Raw genomic sequence first — 18,068 nt, forward strand, 5'->3', positions numbered from 1 at the left:
GCTTCGCTGCGAACGCCTACTGTGTCGATCATGGCCGACGCGACGCCCACCCCACCGACTCCGCCCAACGGACCCGACTCCGACGATCGTCATGCTGCGGCGATCGATGCCCTCGGAACCACCGGTGTGAGCAGAACCCCTGTCGACACTGCCGCGAGCGAACGCGCCAGCCGAGCGTGGTGGGACGCCGACGCGGACGATTACCACCGCACGCACGGCGCGTTTCTCGGCGTCGATTCAGCTGCCGGCGAGTTCGTATGGTGCCCCGAGGGCCTCCACGAAGGCGATCACCATCTTCTCGGTGACGTATCCGGCAAGGACGTCCTCGAGGTGGGCTGCGGATCGGCGCCGTGCGCGCGGTGGCTCGTCGGGCAAGGCGCACGGGTCGTCGGACTCGATATTTCCATGCAGATGCTCGCCCGCGGCCTCGACGCCATGCAGTCAGGTGGCGCGCCTGTACCGCTGGTGCAGGCCGGAGCCGAGTCACTCCCCTTTGCCGACGCGAGTTTCGACGTTGCATGTTCGGCATTTGGCGCTGTTCCGTTTGTGGCGGATTCCGCGCGGGTGATGCGAGAGGTCGAGCGAGTTCTACGACCGGGCGGAAAGTGGGTGTTCGCCGTCAATCATCCGATCCGGTGGATCTTTCTCGACGACCCCGGCCCCCGTGGACTGACTGCGACGCTCCCCTACTTCGACCGGACGCCGTATGTGGAAACCGACGACACCGGGGTCCCCACCTACGTCGAGCACCATCGGACGATCGGTGATCGCGTCCGCGAGATCGTTGCCGCGGGACTCGAGGTTCGCGACATCATCGAACCCGAGTGGCCCGAATGGCTCGATCGAGAATGGGGGCAATGGAGCCCACTTCGCGGACATCTCTTCCCCGGTACCGCGATCTTCAGCTGTGTGAAACCCGCATAGTCGCGAACGACCTAGAGCAGATTCGACAGGAACGCCTTCGTACGATCGTGCTGGGGATTCGACAGCACCTCGCGAGGGTTGCCTGATTCCACCACCACGCCACCGTCCATGAACACGAGTTCGTCCGCGACCTCGCGAGCGAAACCCATCTCGTGGGTGACGACCACCATCGTCATGCCGTTCTTCGCCAAGTCCTTCATCACGCCGAGCACCTCGCCCACGAGTTCGGGGTCCAGAGCGGACGTCGGCTCGTCGAACAGCATCAACTTCGGGTCCATCGCCAGTGCACGCGCAATCGCGACTCGCTGCTGTTGGCCCCCGGACAGCTGGGCCGGGTAGGCATCGGCCTTGTCCGTGAGCCCCACCTGCTCGAGCAACTCCCGCGCCCGCGCAACAGCCTTCGTCTTGCCGATCTTCTTGACCTGCATCGGCGCCTCGATCACATTCTCGAGCGCCGTGCGGTGCGGGAACAGGTTGAAGTGCTGAAACACCATGCCGATGTCGCGGCGCTGTTTCGCAGCCTCCTTGGGGTGCATTTCGTGGAGTTTGCCGCCCTTCTCGCGGTACCCGACGAGATCGCCGTCCACATAGAGCCGGCCGGCGTTCACCTGTTCGAGGTGGTTGATGCAGCGCAGGAAGGTCGACTTTCCGGAGCCGGACGGACCGACCAGGCACAGCACCTTGCCCTTGTCGATTTCCAGGGTGATCCCCTTGAGCACTTCCAGGGCGCCGAAGTTCTTGCAGACCTGATCGGCCTTGATCATCGGTGTCATTTCAGTTCCCGTCCATGTCCCTCGGGCGAACCATCGGCTTCGGTGTCGACGACCACTGGTTTGCCCTGCGCGGACGCCAACTTCCGCAGTTGCCGCGCCGTCAGTTTCCGGCTCGCTCCCTTGGAAAAATACCGCTCGAGGTAGTACTGGCCGACCATGAGAATGCTGGTGATCGCCAGATACCAGGTGGCAGCTACCAACAACAGCGGAATCGGCTGGAAGTTGGCACCCGAGATGTCCACGACGCGACCGTAGAGGTCGAGGGTGTAGGGAACCGCAGCGACGAGGGATGTGGTTTTGAGCATTCCGATCAACTCGTTGCCCGTGGGCGGGATGATGACGCGCATCGCCTGTGGCAAGACCGTGCGCCGCATCGTCTGACCCCAGGTCATTCCCAGTGCGATCGATGCCTCCGTCTGCCCTTCGTTGACCGAGTTGATTCCCGCGCGCACGATCTCCGACATGTACGCGGCCTCGTTCAGCGCCAGACCGATGACGGCGAAGAGAAACGCCGCGCTGATGCCCTGCAGTTCGATGTGGACGAATTGATGTACGAACGGAATTCCGAGGTCCAGTTGCTTGTAGATCGACGGAAACAGACCCCAGAACACCAATTGCACGTATACCGGGGTGCCCCGGAACACCCACAGATAGGTCCAGGCGCTGACTTTGAGAACGGGGTTCGGTGACAGCCGCATCACCGCGAGAATCACACCGAGGACAATGGCGATGGACATGGCCAGAACGGTCAGCTGGATCGTCTTCCACACACCGGCCCAGACTCGGGTGTCGAACAGGTATCTCCCGTAGGTGTCCCAGCGGTATGCCTCGTTGGTGGCCGCGCCGTACACGAACAGCCCGAACAGAATCAGGACCACGGCTGCCGCGATCCAGCGGCCCGGCCGTTTCAGTGGAACAGCTTCGATCGGAGCGGGCGTGGACGACGCCAAAGTCTTCTCCATTTCACTCACGCGGCGGCGCTCAGCTCGTCGCGCCGTTGATCTGCGATGTCGCGATGACACCCACCTCCACGCCCCAGTTCTCGGCAATGGTCTGGTAGGTACCGTCGTCGATCAGGTGTTGCAAAGCCTGCTGCAGAGCAGGCCCGAGCGGCGAACCCTTGGCAATCGGCCACCCGTACGGTGCGGCATCGAGAATCGGGCCGGCCTCTTCGAGTGCGCCGTTGCTCCGCTCGATCGCGAACGCGGTGACGGGAGAGTCCGCCGACATCGCGTCGACCCTTCCCAAGGCAACCGCATTGGCTGCGCCATCCTGACTTTCGAACTTCAGGATCTCGATGGGCGGCTTTCCTTCGGCAACGCACGCCGCGCTCTTCGTCGGAACATCCTCGATGTCCGAGATCGTGGTGGTCTGCACGGACACCCGCAGGCCACAGGCGTTCCCGGGGTCGACGGACCCACCTGACTGCTGAGCCCATTGAATACCAGCGCTGAAGTACGTCACGAAGTCCACCGACTCTTCCCGTTCCTTCGTATCCGTGAACGAGGACATGCCCATGTCGTAGGTGCCGGCCCTGACCGCGGGAATGATCCGTGCAAAGTCGGCCTCGCGGTACTCCGGTGTCACGCCGAGCACATCACCGACTGCGTTCAAAAGGTCGACGTCGAACCCGATGATCTCTCCGCTCGGGTCCTTGAACTCGTTGGGTGAGTACGGAACGTTGACGCCGACGACGAGCTGCCCGGACTCCTGGTTCTTCTGCGGCAGTTGCGCAGCAATGGCGTCGACCTTCCCGACGTTCACCTCTACATACTCGTCACCGGACGGCGGCCCGGTCCCCTCGGTGTTGGTCGTGCACCCCGCCAGCAGCACCGCACCGACACCGATGAGGGCGAGCGCCACCCGGACTCCGCGGCCCGAGGCGACGGCGTTTCGACCAGACACTGGTGGTCCTCCATGGATCGTGTTCGTACCGAATCGACTGGCATCGGAAACCGCGGAAATCCCGATTTTGTCGAACGGTAGGTTACGGCACGGCGAACCGCGGTGATAATCGCGGAAAGGCTGTCGACTCGTCGGAGGATGCGGGATCAACGCCGCTGGGTCCGGGCCAGCACCGTCTCGGTGAATTCGCTCGTCGACGCGAGCCCACCCAGGTCCGCAGTCGCGACGCCGGCCGAGATGGTGGCCTCCACCGCGTGGGTGATCCGTTGCGCGGCGGACACGAGAGTTCGGTCCTCGTTCTTGTCGCCGAGCCACTCGAGCAGCATTGCCGCCGACAGGAAGAGTGCGGTGGGGTTGGCCCTGTTGTGACCGGCGATGTCGGGGGCGGCACCGTGCGCCGCCTGAGCCATCGCTTTGGTTTCCGACGCGTTCACCGAGGGCGCCGTCCCGAGCGAACCGGACAGTTCCGCCGTGAGGTCGGAGAGGATGTCACCGAACATGTTCTCCGTCACGACGACGTCGAAGTCCGCACCACGGCGGACGAGCAGCGCGGTCATCGCGTCCACGTGTTCGTCGTCGACCATCACATCGGGGTACTGCTCCCCCACTTCCGCACACACGTCTCTGAAGAGACCGGTCGTCATGGAGAGCACGTTGGCCTTGTGAACGATCGTGACGTGCTTTCGTCGGCTGCGCGCAAGCGTGAACGCTGCGTGGGCGATTCGTTCGCACGCGCGACGAGTCACCACACCCACGGCCAGCGCCACGTCCGGGGTGGGCATGAATTCTCCGCTGCCAAGGAACATGTTGCGGTCCGCGTACAAGCCTTCGGTGTTCTCCCGCACGATCACGAGATCCATCCCGGGCACCGTCGCCACCACCCCGCTGAGCGTCCTGGCGGGGCGGATGTTGGCGAACAGATCGAATCGCTTGCGAATCACGCCCCCGGGAGTGAGCTGACCCCGAAACGGTGCCGGATACGAGGCATTGTCATGTGGGCCGAGAATCCACCCGTCGAGTCCGTCGAGAGCGTCGAGGGTGCCGTCGGGAATAGGCGTTCCGTGGGAATCGATGGCGTCGCGCCCGAGCGGCAACGGCACCCAATCCACCGATCCACCTGCAGCCGCCAGCGCCGCAGAGACGACCTGCTGCGTAGCAGGAACGATTTCGTGGCCGATGCCGTCGCCTGCCATCAATCCGATGCGGACGGCGCTTACACTGTTGTCGGTCATTGCGCGGGTATCGCTCATGAGGCCATCATTACTCACCATGGTCCAGTCGGTGGAACTGCTCCTCGACCCGCACCTCGACCGTGCCGTGCGTGCCGAATGGCAGACGCTGTGGGATGCCGGAATGCCGAGCCTGCGCCGCATCACTGCCGAATCGAACCGTCCGCACATCACCTTGTTCGTCGCGCGCAGCATTCCGCCCGAAGTAGACGAAGCCCTCACCAACACTGTGAGTGCACCGTCATTTCCGATCCGGTTGGGTGGGCACCTGGTCTTCGGAAGCAAGCACGTCACCTTGGCCCGGTCGGTGCTGCCCAGTCGTTCACTGCTCACCCTGCACCGACGGGTGTGGGAGGTTGCGTCGCACGGCCTGGACGTGCCATCACACATCGAGCCGGGCCGCTGGACCCCGCACGTGAGCTTGAGCCGTCGACTCCCGTCAGCCGATCTCGGCACGGCGGTGAGCATCCTCGACGGCGCGGATCTCTCCGGTCACGGAACAGCGCTCCGCAGATGGGACGGCGACGACAAACGCGAATGGACCCTGACCCTTCCCCCGTGACCCGTCCACTCCCTCGGGTCGGGAAGAATCGGGCACCGATCAGCGTTGACATGACCAACGTGCACACCGACGAAAGGACCCCCGTGGCCATTCAGACCCTGACACAGCAAAACTTCGACGAGGTCGTGACCAGCAGCGACGTGGTTCTGGTCGACTTCTGGGCCTCGTGGTGTGGCCCCTGCCGCAGCTTTGCCCCCACCTTCGAGGCCTCCGCCGAGCAGCACCCGGACGTGGTACACGGCAAGGTCGACACCGAAGCAGAGCAGGGCATTGCCGCTGCCGCCCAGATCCGCTCCATCCCGACGATCATGGCGTTCCGTGAGGGCGTGCTCGTCTTCAACCAGGCCGGAGCGCTGCCCCCGGCCGCGCTCGAGGACCTCGTGACGCAGGTGAAGGGTCTCGATATGGACGAGGTACGCAAGCAGATCGCCGAGCAGGCGCCGGCCGCGAGCGACAACACCGAGCAGGCGCCAGCCGCGAGCGACAACACCGAGCAGGCGCCAGCCACGGATTAGCGGCGGGAGCGGGGCCGGGGTTCAGTGCGCTGCGGCGTCCCAGCTCCGGCCGGCCCCGATCGACACATCCAACGGGACCGACAGCGAGATCGCGGACGCCATGTTGTCGCGCACGAGTTGCTCCACCCGGTCCCGCTCGCCCGACGCGACTTCGAGAACGAGCTCGTCATGCACCTGCAGCAGCATGCGTGAGCGCAGCTTCGCCTCTGTCAACGCCTTCTGCACGTTGATCATGGCGACCTTGATGATGTCGGCGGCAGTGCCCTGGATCGGCGCATTGAGGGCGGCCCGTTCGGCGACCTCGCGGCGCTGCCGGTTGTCGCTGTTGAGGTCCGGCAGGTAGCGCCGCCGCCCGTAGAGTGTGGAGGTGTAGCCATCTTTTCGGGCCTGCTCCACCACTTGGTGCAGGTAGTCCCGCACACCCCCAAACCGGGAGAAGTAGGCGTCCATCTGCGCTTTCGCCTCGTCGGTCGAGATCTTGAGCTGCGCCGCCAGCCCGTACGCACTGAGTCCGTAGGCGAGTCCGTAGGACATCGCCTTCACCCGGCGACGTAGTTCGGGGGTGACCTCCTCGATCGGCACACCGAATGCGCGAGCACCGACGAAGCTGTGCAGATCCTCACCGGTATTGAACGCCTCGATGAGCCCTTCGTCGCCGGAGACGTGCGCCATGATGCGCATTTCGATCTGGCTGTAGTCCGCGGTGAGCAGCGTGTCGAAGCCGTCACCCACCACGAATCCGTCACGGATCTGTCGTCCGGCGTCAGTTCGTACCGGAATGTTCTGCAAGTTCGGTTCGGTCGACGACAAACGCCCTGTGGCAGCCACCGTCTGATTGAAGGTGGTGTGAATTCGGCCGTCGTCGTCCACCGTCTTGAGCAGTCCATCGACGGTCACCTTGAGCCGAGTGGCATCACGGTGAGCGAGAAGGTGCTCGAGGAACGGGTGTGACGTCTTCTCGAACAGCCCCTGCAAGGCGTCGGCGTCGGTGGTGTAGCCGGTTTTCGTCTTCTTGGTCTTGGGCATCTCGAGTTCGTCGAACAACACGACTTGAAGTTGCTTGGGCGAACCGAGATTGATCTGCTTGCCGATCACCTCGTAGGCGGAGTCCGCAGCTGCGGCCACCTCGCCGACGAAACGACTCTGCAGGTCCTGCAGGTGATCGGTGTCGACGGCGATGCCGGTGGCCTCGAGGTCTGCCAGTACATCGAGCAGGGGCAGCTCCATCTCGGTGAGCAACCCCAGAGATTCGATGTTCTCGAGTTCGGTGTCGAGCGCTGCTGCGAGATCGACCACCGCGCAGGCACTGAGAATCTCCGATTCCGCCGCTGCCGCGTCGAGCTGATCGGTGTCGTCGAGCAACGACAGCTGGGCATCACCGGAGTCCTCCGCCCGCAGTTCACGGCGCAGATACCGGAGGGACAGGTCATCCAAGTTGAATGAACGCTGACCGGGCCGAACCAGGTAGGCAGCCAGAGCGGTGTCGCTGGTCAGCCCGCCCAAGGTCCAGCCACGTCCGCGGAGCGCGTGCATCGCCCACTTCGCCTCGTGCAGCGCCTTCGGCTGGCCTGCGTCGGCGAGCCACGCGCCGAGCGCCTTCTCGTCCTCCGGGGTCAACGCTGCGGTGGTCACGTACCCCCCTTCGCCGTCGGAGGCCGCGATCGCGATTGCCGTGACGTCACCGCCGTACGGCCTTCGGGTTCCGACGACTGACAGTCCGTGGCGTTCGCCCGTCGACGCGTGCTCGGTCAGCCAAGCGGAAAGTTCACCCGGATCGATCACGCCTCCGCGAACCTCGAAACCTTCCTCGGCTTCCGGTTCGGCGGACTCGAGGGTGGCGAACAGTCGATCGCGCAGCACCTTGAACTCAAGGTCGTCGAACAACGCGTGAATCGCCTCACGATCCCACGCTGCGAGCGCGAGTTGATCAGGTGTGTAGGGCAATCCGACGTCGCGGACCATCTCGGTGAGTTCGCGGTTGAGCAGCACGTTCGCAAGGTTGTCTCGAAGCGCGTCGCCGACCTTGCCGCGAACCTTGTCGACGTTGTCGACGAGCCCGGCCAGGGTTCCGTATTCGCGGATCCACTTGGTAGCTGTTTTCTCGCCGACGCCCGGGATGCCGGGCAGGTTGTCGCTCGGGTCACCTCGCAGTGCCGCGAAGTCGGGATACTGGGCGGGAGTGAGGCCGTACTTCTCCTCCACCGCCGTCGGGGTGAACCGGGTGAGCTCCGAAACTCCGCGCTTCGGATACAGCACGGTCACATCGTCGGTCACCAACTGAAGTGAGTCACGATCGCCCGTCACGACGAGCACCCGGTATCCCAGAGCCTGCGCTTGTGTGGTCAGGGTTGCGATGACGTCGTCGGCCTCGAACCCCTCCACCGCCATCACGGGGATACCCATGGCACCGAGCACGTCCTTGGTGATGTCCACCTGGCCCTTGAACTCGTCCGGTGCCTTGCTGCGGTTCGCCTTGTACTCGGGGAACTTGTCCGCGCGAAATGTCTGGCGAGACACGTCGAACGCCGCCGCCAAGTGGGTGGGCTTCTCGTCGCGCAGCAGGTTGATCAGCATCGACGTGAAGCCGTATACAGCGTTGGTGGCCTGGCCGGTATTGGTCTTGAAGTTCTCGGCAGGCAGGGCGTAGAAGGCACGAAACGCCAGCGAATGCCCGTCGAGGAGCATCAGCGTGGGGCGTTCGTTCTCCGATCCCGAGGTCGCAGAGACAGTGGACGAAGGTGTCGTTGCGGGGCTCACGGTTGCCCAGTCTAGGGATGCGTCCCGACAACGTGACCGGGCGCTGCGCAAACCCCCGGCAGGGTTACTCGGTGGATTCGTCACCCAGCGTTTCCAGCACCACCTCGGCCACTGCCTTCATGCTCGAACGACGATCCATTGCCGCGCGCTGAATCCAGCGAAATGCCTCCGGTTCGGTGAGGTTCTGGGACGTCATCAGCACACCCTTGGCGCGCTCGATGACCTTCCGCGCGTCGAGCCGACCCGACAGATCGGACACTTCCTTTTCGAGAGCGGTGATCTCCTTGAACCGGCTGGCCGCCAGTTCCACGGCCGGAATCAGGTCCGTGATCGAAAACGGCTTGACGAGGTACGCCATCGCACCGGCGTCACGGGCGCGTTCGACGAGTTCGCGCTGACTGAACGCGGTGAGAATCACCACCGGCGCAATCCGTTTGGCAGCGATTTCCGATGCGGCGTCGATACCGTCGCGGCGTGGCATCTTCACATCCATGATGATGAAATCCGGCTTCAACTCGACGGCCAGATCGACCGCCACCTGGCCGTCACCTGCCTGCCCCACGACGTCGTATCCCTCTTCGCGAAGCATTTCGACGAGATCGAGACGGATCAGAGCTTCGTCCTCGGCCACGACAACCCTTCGCGGACGCGCAGCGTCCCCTTCCGACCGGCGCGATGCGTCCCCATCCGAGGGACGCGACACACCTTGTGGTTCGGGAGCACTCATGACCACCACTCTCGTCTAGACGACTGCCCAAGGAACTGGGAATGAACGTTAGGAGGGTACCGGTGGTTGACTCTACGGAACGATCTTCTACAGTTGTACTCCGCAAGACGCCCTCGTATCCCAATTGGCAGAGGAAACGGATTCAAAACCCGTACAGTGTGAGTTCGAGTCTCACCGAGGGCACCACGAGTTCTTCCCTTTCATCACAGGTCAGCGAGCGGACAGCGCGTAACCTGACACCATGAGCTTCCAGGGATTCCCCGAGGCCGCCCTCGACTTCTACGACGACCTCGAGATGGACAACACCAAAGCGTTCTGGGAAGCCCACAAGGACACCTATCGGACCGCGATCGCGGGGCCGATGCGTGAGCTGGCCGATGCCCTCGCCGACGATTTCGGGACCGCGAAGATCTTCCGTCCATACCGCGACGTCCGGTTCGCCAAGGACAAGACGCCGTACAAGACCCATCAGGGCGCATTTGTCGGTGTCGGACCGGCGACCGGCTACTACGTGGAGCTGGGTGCGCCGGGGGTCCGAGTCGGCGCCGGGTTCTACGACGCCTCAGCAGACTGCCTCGCCGCCATCCGCGCGGCAATCGACCACAAACTGTACGGACCCGAGTTGGCGACCATCGTCGCAGGTCTACGCCATGACGATTGGGAGATCGGCGGACACCGACTCAAGACGTCACCGCGTGGCTGGCCCGCCGACCACCCACGGATCGACCTGCTCCGCCACAAATCGTTGACGGCGATGCGCAGCTACGGCTTCGACCGGATCATCCACACACCCGACCTCGTCGACCGGATCCGCGCCGACTGGCGCTCGGCGACACCGCTGGTCGACTGGATCGCACGGAACAGCACCGTCTGATCCCGTGGCACACAGACCGGGTGCCACGGGGCCCGGCGCCACAGAAACCAGTATCATGGGTGCACTACGCGGGGAATCGAATTCGGGGATCGAGCACGGAGGTCGGCAATGGATATCGGCACCGTCACATTCACCTATGACGGCCGAGTGGCCCTACACTTCCAGCGGGCCCTGTCGCACCCACCCGAAAAGGTGTGGGCCGTCATCACGGAGCCGCAGTACTTGCAGCACTGGTTTCCTGCCGAGGTCCGGTTGGATGTCGAGCCTGGCAGCGAGTTGATCTTCCACGTCACCGGCGAGCAGGTCCGTCGGTACGGGTTGGCCGCCGATCACACGTCGACCGGAACCATGATCACCTTCCGGCGGGGCCAAATCTTGGAGTATCTGTGGGACGGCGAAACTCTGCACTGGGAGATCGCGCCGGACGGGCAAGGTGGGTCGTGGTTGACACTCACCCACACCGTCGAGGAAGAGGAGTCGGCGTACGCGCACGCTCCGGGCTGGCATGCCGGCCTGGAAGTGGTCGAAGCACAGTTGGCCGGCCGTGAGATCGACTGGTCGCCGTGGGATCGCGCAGACGAACTCGCATCGTCCGCCTACAGCCGGCCGGCCTGAGGTCTGGTGTTTCCTGCTCGACCTCTACCGCTCTTTCCGGGGGAAGTGCCGGATCAGACCTTCTTGAACCACGGTGGCCAACAGCTGACCTTCCAGCGAGAAGAATCGCCCGGTTGCCAATCCTCGTGACCCAGCCGCGACTGGCGACTCCGTGGCGTACAGCGCCCACTCGTCGTACCGGAACGGCCGATGGAACCAGATCGAGTGATTGACGGTCGCGGCGACGATGCGATCGAACCCCCACGACAAACCGTGAGTGGTGATGATCGAGTCGAGGACCGTGGTGTCGGACGAGTACGCCAGTGCCGCAGCATGTATCAGCTTCTCGTCCGGAAGCTCCCCGTCCGCTTTCATCCACACACGATTGTGGTTGAGCTTCTCCCCCGTGCCCTTCAGAATCCAGGCGGGATCGTTCGCATACCGCATGTCGATCGGCTTGAGCGCATCGACGAACATCTGCAACCGATCCTCGTACCCGAGCAGGTGATCGCCGATCGGCGGCAGCGTGTCCGGGAACGGAACGTCCGGGACGTCGACGGCATGCTCGAGGCCCTTGCCCCAATCTTGGAAGGCGGCGAGCATCACGAACAACTCCTCGCCTTCCTGCAGCGCGGTGACCTGACGGTTGGCGAATGCCCGCCCGTCACGATGGCGATCGACTCGATACTCGATGGGCTTCTTGACGTCGCCGCCACGAATGAAATGCGCGTTGAGGGCATGGACCGGTCGGCCCTCGCCCACCGTCCGTCCGGCGGCGACAAGCGCCTGAGAGACCAGCTGCCCACCGAACGTGCGACTTCCGACCTGCTCCGGGTGCTGTCCGACGAACACGTCCTCACCCGTCTGCTCGAGATCCAGCAGATCCAGCAGGGTCTCGAGATCGGACTTCGCCGTAGTTTCGCTCATCAGTGATCCTCTTCGCCGATACGGTGCACGTGAATCAGGTTGGTGGAGCCGACGGTGCCCGGCGGGGACCCCGCAACGATGACGACCAGGTCACCCTTGTTGTACCGACCGAGGCCGAGGAGCGCATGGTCGACCTGACGCACCATCGCGTCCGTGCTGGACACAGGATCGACAATGAACGTTTCGGTGCCCCACGTCAACGACAGCTGACTGCGAACCTCCGGCAGCGGGGTGAACGCGAGCAGCGGCAACGGGGTGTGCAGTCTCGCAAGACGGCGCACGGTGTCGCCCGACTGGGTGAAGGCCACCAGTGCCTTCGCATCCAACCGCTCACCGATGTCACGTGCGGCGTACGAGATGACACCACGCTTGGTGCGCGGCACGTGGGTCAGTGGGGGAACCCTGGTGGACTCGCCCTCCACGGCCTCCACGATGCGGGCCATCGTGCGGACCGTTTCCATCACGTACTTGCCGACTGACGTCTCTCCCGAGAGCATCACGGCGTCCGCACCGTCCAGTACCGCGTTCGCGACGTCGGATGCCTCTGCGCGAGTGGGACGCGAGTTCTCGATCATCGATTCGAGCATCTGGGTGGCCACGATGACCGGCTTGGCATTCTCACGGGCAATCTGAATCGCCCGCTTCTGGACCAGCGGAACCTCCTCGAGAGGCAATTCGACACCGAGGTCGCCACGCGCCACCATCACCGCATCGAAGGCCAGGACGATCGCCTCGAGATTGTCGATCGCTTCGGGCTTCTCGAGTTTCGCGATGACCGGGATCTTGCGGCCGACCCGCTCCATCACCTCGTGCACGAGTTCGATGTCGGCCGGCGAACGCACGAACGACAACGCGATGAAGTCGACGCCGAGATCGAGTGCGAATTCGAGATCCGCGATGTCCTTGTCCGACAGGGCAGGGACCGACACGTTCATACCGGGAAGTGACACACCCTTGTTGTTGCTGACCGGGCCGCCTTCGGTGACGCGGCAGACGACGTCGTTGCCGTCCACCTCGACGACGACCAGACCGACCTTGCCGTCGTCGACCAGCAGTCGGTCGCCCGGCTTCGCATCCTCTGCGAGTTGCTTGTACGTGGTGGACACACGATCGTGTGTGCCCTCGCATTCGTCCACGGTGATCCGCACGAGTTCACCGTTGGCCCATGTGGTTCGGCCCTCAGCGAACCGCCCGAGGCGGATTTTCGGTCCCTGCAAGTCGGCGAGAATACCGACGGCGTGACCGGTCGCGTCCGATGCTGCCCGAACGCGGTGGTAGTTCTCCTCGTGATCGGCGTGTTCGCCGTGTGAAAAATTGAGCCGGGCGACATTCATTCCACTCTCGACGAGTTCGCGAATGCGGTCACCGGTGGCGGTTGCAGGTCCCAGGGTGCATACGATCTTCGTCCGTCGGTTCACGCGCTCGAGCCTAGTCGCCACCGGAGTGCATCTCCATTCACACCCACCGCGGCAACCGACCGTGCGGAGGAAGCCTCAGTCCCTCAGGGGGCGCCCGTCCTTGTCCCGGACACTTCCGACGAGCATCATGATGCCGTCGATCAACGGCCAGATGGCGCCGAGCCCGCATGTCAACCAGGTGACCGCTATCTGCATGACTGCGATTCCCGGCTGATTCAGGTAGAAGCGGCCCGCTCCGAATGCTCCGAGCAGGAGTTCGAGAACGCCGGCAGTGACCTTGGATTTGTCCGAGTAGGGCTCGCCTGTTTGGGGATGGCGACCGAACGGTGCCATCGGATCCACATAACCACCCGGGATCGGTGAATACCCGGGCTGCCCGTAGCCCGGGTACGGCTGTCCCTGCGGCGGAAAGCCGGGCGTCTGCTGCCCGTACTGCTGCTGACCCAGAGTTGGGTCGGGAGTCCCGTAGACCGGTCCCGTCGCGTCGCCGGGCGACGGGTACGCGTCACCGGGCGACGGGTATGTGGGCGTGTTACCCCAACCCGGACCGTTGCCCACGCCCGAGTAAGTGTCCCAGCCTGGACCACTGCCGTTCGGGGTGGGATCGGACGCTCCCGGCCCCTGCGACGACAAGGACGCTTCCGCGGTGGCGTCGTAGTCGAAGGGCGAACCGAACTCGGGAGTGCCGCCATCGGCCTTGCCGACCGACTCGCCGGTATTCCTGTCGTTGTCGTCCGGATTTTTGGACGGATTCCCAGGTTCAGTCATCGCGCGTCATCCTTCTTCCCATCGACTTTATTGTCATCGACCTTGGTCGCGCCCGCAGACTTCTCTTTCTCACCCTGAACGACTGCGGTTGCCTTCGTGTCGGTGTCGGCCTTCGTGTCGGTGTCGGCCTTCGTGTCGGTGTCGGCCTTCGTGTCGGTGTCGGGCCTCGAATCGGTCGGTTGCAACTCGGCCGGATCCTCCCTGCCCTTCGTGGCGAACACGACATAGGCGACCGCACACAGGAACACGAGCGTGGAGGTGAAGGAGTTGATCCGAATACCCGCGATCATGCTGGCCGGGTCGCTGCGCATCAACTCCACCCAGAACCGCCCGGCACAGTAGCCCGCCACGTACAGAGCGAACAGACGTCCGTGGCCGATCTTGTAGCGCCGATCCACGACGACGAGGAGCACGACCACGAGCACGTTCCACAATGCTTCGTACAGAAATGTCGGGTGCACGACGAAAGCGACCGTGCCGTTGGACACGCCGTCGATCAGCCCCGGATCGACCTGCCCGGCATCATTGACGCGCTCGTAGATCTCGAGCCCCCACGGCACATCCGTTTCCCTGCCGTAGAGCTCCTGATTGAAGTAGTTGCCGAGACGGCCGACGGCCTGCGCAGCGAGAATTCCGGGGGCGATGGCGTCGCCGAGTGCCGGCAGCGGAATCCCCCGCCGTCGGCAACCGATCCACGCGCCGACAGCGCCCATGGCCACGGCACCCCAGATGCCGAGTCCGCCCTCCCACACCTTCAGTGCGTCGAGCGGGTCTTGACCTTCGCCGAAGTACTTCGGCCAGTCGGTCATGACGTGGTAGAGGCGGCCACCGATCAATCCGAACGGAACCGCCCACACCGCGATATCGAGAACGGTTCCCTTCTCACCGCCGCGGGCAACCCACCGACGGTCACCCCACACGATCGCGATGATGATGCCGACGATGATGCACAGAGCGTAGGCACGCAAAGCAAGAGGCCCGACATACCAAACGCCCTGCGGCGGGCTCGGAATGTATGCAAGAACGTCCACGGTCACGACGCCACGGTAGCCGAACGGACGCCTTCGGCAAGCTCCGACGTGAGCGATCGCACCGCGTCGAGGCCTTCGGCAGCAGCGCTGACCAGCGCAGATCCGACGATGACGGCGTCCGCATACGACGCGATCTCCGCGGCCTGTGCGCCCGAACGCACGCCGAGTCCCACGCCTACGGGGATGTCGGAATGGCTGCGAATCCGCGCGGTGAGTTCCGGTGCCATCGACGACACTGCGTCACGCGCGCCGGTGACGCCCATGGTGGACGCGGCGTAGACGAAACCGCTGCTCGCTTCGAGCGTCATGGCAAGACGTTCCTCCGTGGACGACGGCGCCACCAGGAAGATTCGATCGAGGTGATGCTCATCGGAGGCTGTCATCCACTGGCCGGCCTCCTCCGGAATGAGGTTCGGGGTGATCATGCCGAGACCACCCGCATTCGCCAAGTCACGTGCGAATCGGTCGACGCCGTACTGCAGAACCGGGTTCCAGTAGGTCATCACCACCGCATTGCCGCCGCGCGCAGCAATCTGTTCGACCACGGTGAACACGTCGCGGACGCGCACTCCGTTGTCCAGAGCGGTCTCGGCGGCCTTCTGAATGGTCGGGCCGTCCATCACCGGGTCGGAGTAGGCGATACCGACCTCGACGATGTCGCAACCGGAATCCACCATGGCGGATACGGTGTCGATCGAGCCGGACACTGTCGGGTAACCGGCAGGAAGGTATCCGACCAGTGCGGCCCGCTCTTCCTCACGGCACTGCGCGAACGTCGGGGCGAGGCGCGAGAGTCGTTCGCTCACTTGGTCGAACCTTCCTTGTCTGTGGAGTCGGTGTCGGTGGGGTGGCTGTCACTGTCGGGGTCGTCGAACAGGCCGAACCACTTGGCGGCCGTGTCCATGTCCTTGTCGCCGCGACCCGAGAGACTGACCACGATGATCGCGCCCTCGCCGAGTTCGCGGCCGAGCCGCAGGGCACCTGCCACGGCGTGTGCCGACTCGATCGCCGGAATGATCCCCTCTCGCTCCGACAGCAGGCGCAACGCGTCCATCGCCTCGGTATCGGTGACCGGCTCGTAGGTGGCACGGCCGACGTCCTTGAGAAGAGCGTGTTCCGGGCCGACTCCCGGGTAGTCGAGGCCGGCCGAGATCGAATGCGACTCGATGGTCTGGCCGTCCTCGTCCTGCAGCAGGTACGAGTACGCGCCTTGGAAAGCCCCCGGAGTTCCTGCGGAGAACGTGGCAGCGTGACGCCCTGTCTCGACGCCGTCTCCTGCCGCCTCGTAACCGACCAAACGCACCGACGGGTCGTCGAGAAACGCGTGGAAGATGCCGATGGCATTGGATCCACCACCTACACAGGCGGTAACGGCATCGGGGAGGCGCCCGGTCAGGTCCTGGACCTGCTCGCGCGCTTCCATACCGATGACGCGCTGGAAGTCCCGGACGATGGTCGGGAACGGGTGGGGGCCGGCCGCGGTGCCGAAGCAGTAATAGGTGTTGTGGGCGTTGGTGACCCAATCGCGGAGGGCCTCGTTGATCGCGTCTTTGAGCGTGCGTGAACCCGACTCCACGGAGACGACCGACGAGCCGAGCAACCGCATCCGCGCCACGTTGAGCGCCTGACGCTGCGTGTCCACCGCACCCATGTAGATGACGCATTCGAGGCCGAGCAGTGCACACGCCGTCGCTGTGGCCACCCCGTGCTGTCCTGCTCCGGTCTCGGCGATGATGCGCGTCTTGCCCATCTGCTTGGCCAGAAGAACCTGACCGAGCACGTTGTTGATCTTGTGCGATCCGGTGTGATTGAGATCTTCACGCTTGAGGATGAGCCGCGCACCGCCCGCGAACTCCGACATTCGGGTGGCCTCGAAAATCGGCGACGGCCGTCCGGTGTAATCGCGCTGCAGACGATCGAGTTCGCTGAGGAAGGTCTGATCGGCGCGTGCCTTCTCGTATTCGGCGGTGACCTCCTCGATCACAGCCATGAGAGCCTCGGGCACATGTCGACCACCGTAGACACCGAAGTGTCCGCCGACGTCAGGGTCGTGGGTGGTGCGCTCCACGATCCCTGCACTGGCGGTGGGCAATTCCCCACCCTTGAATGTCGTGCCGGATGTGGGGGCGTCGCTACGTGAAGTCACATGTCCAGTCTGCCCCAACACCGCTCCCCCTCGCCGCCCGGGTCGATCAGGCGATCGCGCGACTACCTCGATGGTTTCGGGCACGATGGGTGCGCGCCCGCGTTGACGAGATCGGCGACCGCCTTGCGCGGGTCACCACTGGTCACCAGCCCTTCACCGACCAGAACTGCGTCGGCACCCGCCCCGGCGTATGCCAGCAAGTCTGCGGTACCGCGAACCCCGGACTCCGCGACCTTGATGACTTCGGTGGGAAGTCCTGGAGCAATCGCACTGAACGTCTCTTTGTCGACCTCGAGGGTCTTCAGGTTTCGGGCGTTGACTCCGATGACCTTGGCTCCGGCCTCGAGCGCACGGTTGGCTTCTTCCTCGGTGTGCACCTCGACCAGAGCCGTCATACCGAGCGATTCGGTGCGGTCTATCAGCGACGCCAGCGCATCCTGTTCGAGCGCTGCGACGATCAACAGAATCACGTCGGCGCCGTGCGCCCGCGCCTCGTGGATCTGGTACGGCCCGACGATGAAGTCCTTGCGCAGAATCGGGATGTTGACGGCCCGCCGCACCGCATCGAGGTCCGCCAGCGACCCGTGGAACCGACGTTCCTCCGTGAGAACACTGATGACCCGTGCGCCACCGGCCTCGTACGCCGCAGCCAGTTCGGCGGGATCACCGATCTCGGCGAGAGGACCCTTCGACGGACTTGCCCGCTTGACCTCGGCGATGACTGCGATCCCTGGTTCGAGGAGCGCCGCCGCAGCGTCGATCGCGGGGGGTGCCGCGGCTGCAGCAGCCTTCACCGCAGCGAAGTCGAAGGCGGCTTCGCGGGCGGCGACATCTGCGCGCACCCCGTCGAGAATCGAGTCGAGAACGGTCATCGTGGCCCGAATCCTTTCTGGGCTGAAACCCGATGTGAGGAACATC

At 64.2% G+C, this 18,068-nt stretch carries 18 protein-coding genes and 1 tRNA gene; 6 read left to right on the forward strand and 13 right to left on the reverse strand.

Translation table 11 applies throughout. The features are described 5' to 3' along the window. Nucleotides 1-30: 30 nt before the first annotated feature. Complete coding sequence (locus tag ACZI8Q_RS18035) at nucleotides 31-924, forward strand: class I SAM-dependent methyltransferase (RefSeq protein ID WP_463374944.1); 894 nt, start codon at nucleotides 31-33, stop codon at nucleotides 922-924. Between the two features lie 11 nt (nucleotides 925-935). Here ACZI8Q_RS18035 and ACZI8Q_RS18040 read toward each other — a convergent pair whose 3' ends face one another. The 4 genes from ACZI8Q_RS18040 to ACZI8Q_RS18055 form a co-directional block, all read right to left on the reverse strand. Next, entirely contained in the window at nucleotides 936-1,697 is a 762-nt protein-coding gene (locus tag ACZI8Q_RS18040; RefSeq protein ID WP_463374945.1) for an amino acid ABC transporter ATP-binding protein, read from the reverse strand. Further along, entirely contained in the window at nucleotides 1,694-2,659 is a 966-nt protein-coding gene (locus ACZI8Q_RS18045; protein ID WP_463375008.1) for an amino acid ABC transporter permease, read from the reverse strand. The genes ACZI8Q_RS18040 and ACZI8Q_RS18045 overlap by 4 nt, the downstream gene beginning before the upstream one ends. 19 nt (nucleotides 2,660-2,678) lie before the next feature. Beyond that, entirely contained in the window at nucleotides 2,679-3,602 is a 924-nt protein-coding gene (locus ACZI8Q_RS18050) for an ABC transporter substrate-binding protein (protein ID WP_463374946.1), read from the reverse strand. 146 nt (nucleotides 3,603-3,748) lie between these two features. Beyond that, entirely contained in the window at nucleotides 3,749-4,852 is a 1,104-nt protein-coding gene (locus ACZI8Q_RS18055) for an isocitrate/isopropylmalate dehydrogenase family protein (protein ID WP_463374947.1), read from the reverse strand. 19 nt (nucleotides 4,853-4,871) lie between these two features. Between ACZI8Q_RS18055 and ACZI8Q_RS18060 the strand changes: the two genes are divergently transcribed. Together ACZI8Q_RS18060 and trxA are read left to right on the forward strand one after the other, a co-directional pair. After that, complete coding sequence (locus tag ACZI8Q_RS18060; protein ID WP_463375009.1) at nucleotides 4,872-5,393, forward strand: 2'-5' RNA ligase family protein; 522 nt, start codon at nucleotides 4,872-4,874, stop codon at nucleotides 5,391-5,393. 83 nt (nucleotides 5,394-5,476) lie between these two features. Next, the gene (gene trxA, locus ACZI8Q_RS18065; RefSeq protein WP_463374948.1) at nucleotides 5,477-5,908 is read left to right on the forward strand and encodes a thioredoxin; all 432 of its coding nucleotides are present in this window, start codon (nucleotides 5,477-5,479) and stop codon (nucleotides 5,906-5,908) included. 21 nt (nucleotides 5,909-5,929) lie between these two features. Here the strand turns inward: trxA and polA are convergent, their stop codons facing one another. Beyond that, entirely contained in the window at nucleotides 5,930-8,665 is a 2,736-nt protein-coding gene (gene polA / locus ACZI8Q_RS18070) for a DNA polymerase I (protein ID WP_463374949.1), read from the reverse strand. Between the two features lie 64 nt (nucleotides 8,666-8,729). Next, nucleotides 8,730-9,401, reverse strand: coding sequence for an ANTAR domain-containing response regulator (locus ACZI8Q_RS18075; RefSeq protein ID WP_463374950.1), 672 nt, complete (start codon nucleotides 9,399-9,401; stop codon nucleotides 8,730-8,732). Between the two features lie 100 nt (nucleotides 9,402-9,501). Here ACZI8Q_RS18075 and ACZI8Q_RS18080 point away from each other — a divergent pair. The 3 genes from ACZI8Q_RS18080 to ACZI8Q_RS18090 all read left to right on the forward strand — a co-directional run bounded on the left by ACZI8Q_RS18080 (nucleotide 9,502) and on the right by ACZI8Q_RS18090 (nucleotide 10,881). Next, nucleotides 9,502-9,578 (forward strand) — tRNA-Leu (locus ACZI8Q_RS18080). Between the two features lie 55 nt (nucleotides 9,579-9,633). Beyond that, nucleotides 9,634-10,266, forward strand: a complete 633-nt coding sequence (locus ACZI8Q_RS18085) for a DUF2461 domain-containing protein (protein WP_463374951.1) — start codon at nucleotides 9,634-9,636, stop codon at nucleotides 10,264-10,266. 108 nt (nucleotides 10,267-10,374) lie between these two features. Next, the gene (locus tag ACZI8Q_RS18090; protein WP_463374952.1) at nucleotides 10,375-10,881 is read left to right on the forward strand and encodes an SRPBCC domain-containing protein; all 507 of its coding nucleotides are present in this window, start codon (nucleotides 10,375-10,377) and stop codon (nucleotides 10,879-10,881) included. Nucleotides 10,882-10,905: 24 nt separating this feature from the next. Here ACZI8Q_RS18090 and ACZI8Q_RS18095 read toward each other — a convergent pair whose 3' ends face one another. From ACZI8Q_RS18095 to trpC, 7 genes are all read right to left on the reverse strand, one after another. Further along, nucleotides 10,906-11,787 carry an acyl-CoA thioesterase gene (locus tag ACZI8Q_RS18095; RefSeq protein ID WP_463374953.1) on the reverse strand — a complete coding sequence of 294 codons (882 nt, stop codon included), beginning with the start codon at nucleotides 11,785-11,787 and terminating at the stop codon, nucleotides 10,906-10,908. Then, on the reverse strand, nucleotides 11,787-13,205 hold the full coding sequence (pyk, locus tag ACZI8Q_RS18100; protein WP_463374954.1) for a pyruvate kinase: 1,419 nt from the start codon (nucleotides 13,203-13,205) through the stop codon (nucleotides 11,787-11,789). Before pyk ends, ACZI8Q_RS18095 begins: the two co-directional genes overlap by 1 nt. Before the next feature lie 75 nt (nucleotides 13,206-13,280). Next, nucleotides 13,281-13,973 (reverse strand): TM2 domain-containing protein, encoded by a 693-nt coding sequence (locus ACZI8Q_RS18105; RefSeq protein ID WP_463374955.1) that lies wholly within the window; start codon nucleotides 13,971-13,973, stop codon nucleotides 13,281-13,283. Further along, a complete protein-coding gene (lgt, locus tag ACZI8Q_RS18110; RefSeq protein ID WP_463374956.1) occupies nucleotides 13,970-15,010 on the reverse strand; it encodes a prolipoprotein diacylglyceryl transferase in 1,041 nt (346 codons plus the stop codon). Before lgt ends, ACZI8Q_RS18105 begins: the two co-directional genes overlap by 4 nt. Further along, the gene (gene trpA, locus ACZI8Q_RS18115) at nucleotides 15,007-15,810 is read right to left on the reverse strand and encodes a tryptophan synthase subunit alpha (protein WP_463374957.1); all 804 of its coding nucleotides are present in this window, start codon (nucleotides 15,808-15,810) and stop codon (nucleotides 15,007-15,009) included. The genes lgt and trpA overlap by 4 nt, the downstream gene beginning before the upstream one ends. Further along, a complete protein-coding gene (trpB, locus tag ACZI8Q_RS18120) occupies nucleotides 15,807-17,150 on the reverse strand; it encodes a tryptophan synthase subunit beta (RefSeq protein WP_463374958.1) in 1,344 nt (447 codons plus the stop codon). The genes trpA and trpB overlap by 4 nt, the downstream gene beginning before the upstream one ends. 62 nt (nucleotides 17,151-17,212) lie before the next feature. Then, nucleotides 17,213-18,022 carry an indole-3-glycerol phosphate synthase TrpC gene (gene trpC / locus ACZI8Q_RS18125; protein WP_463374959.1) on the reverse strand — a complete coding sequence of 270 codons (810 nt, stop codon included), beginning with the start codon at nucleotides 18,020-18,022 and terminating at the stop codon, nucleotides 17,213-17,215. Nucleotides 18,023-18,068 lie beyond the last annotated feature (46 nt).

The organism is Rhodococcus quanlei (genome assembly GCF_055231015.1).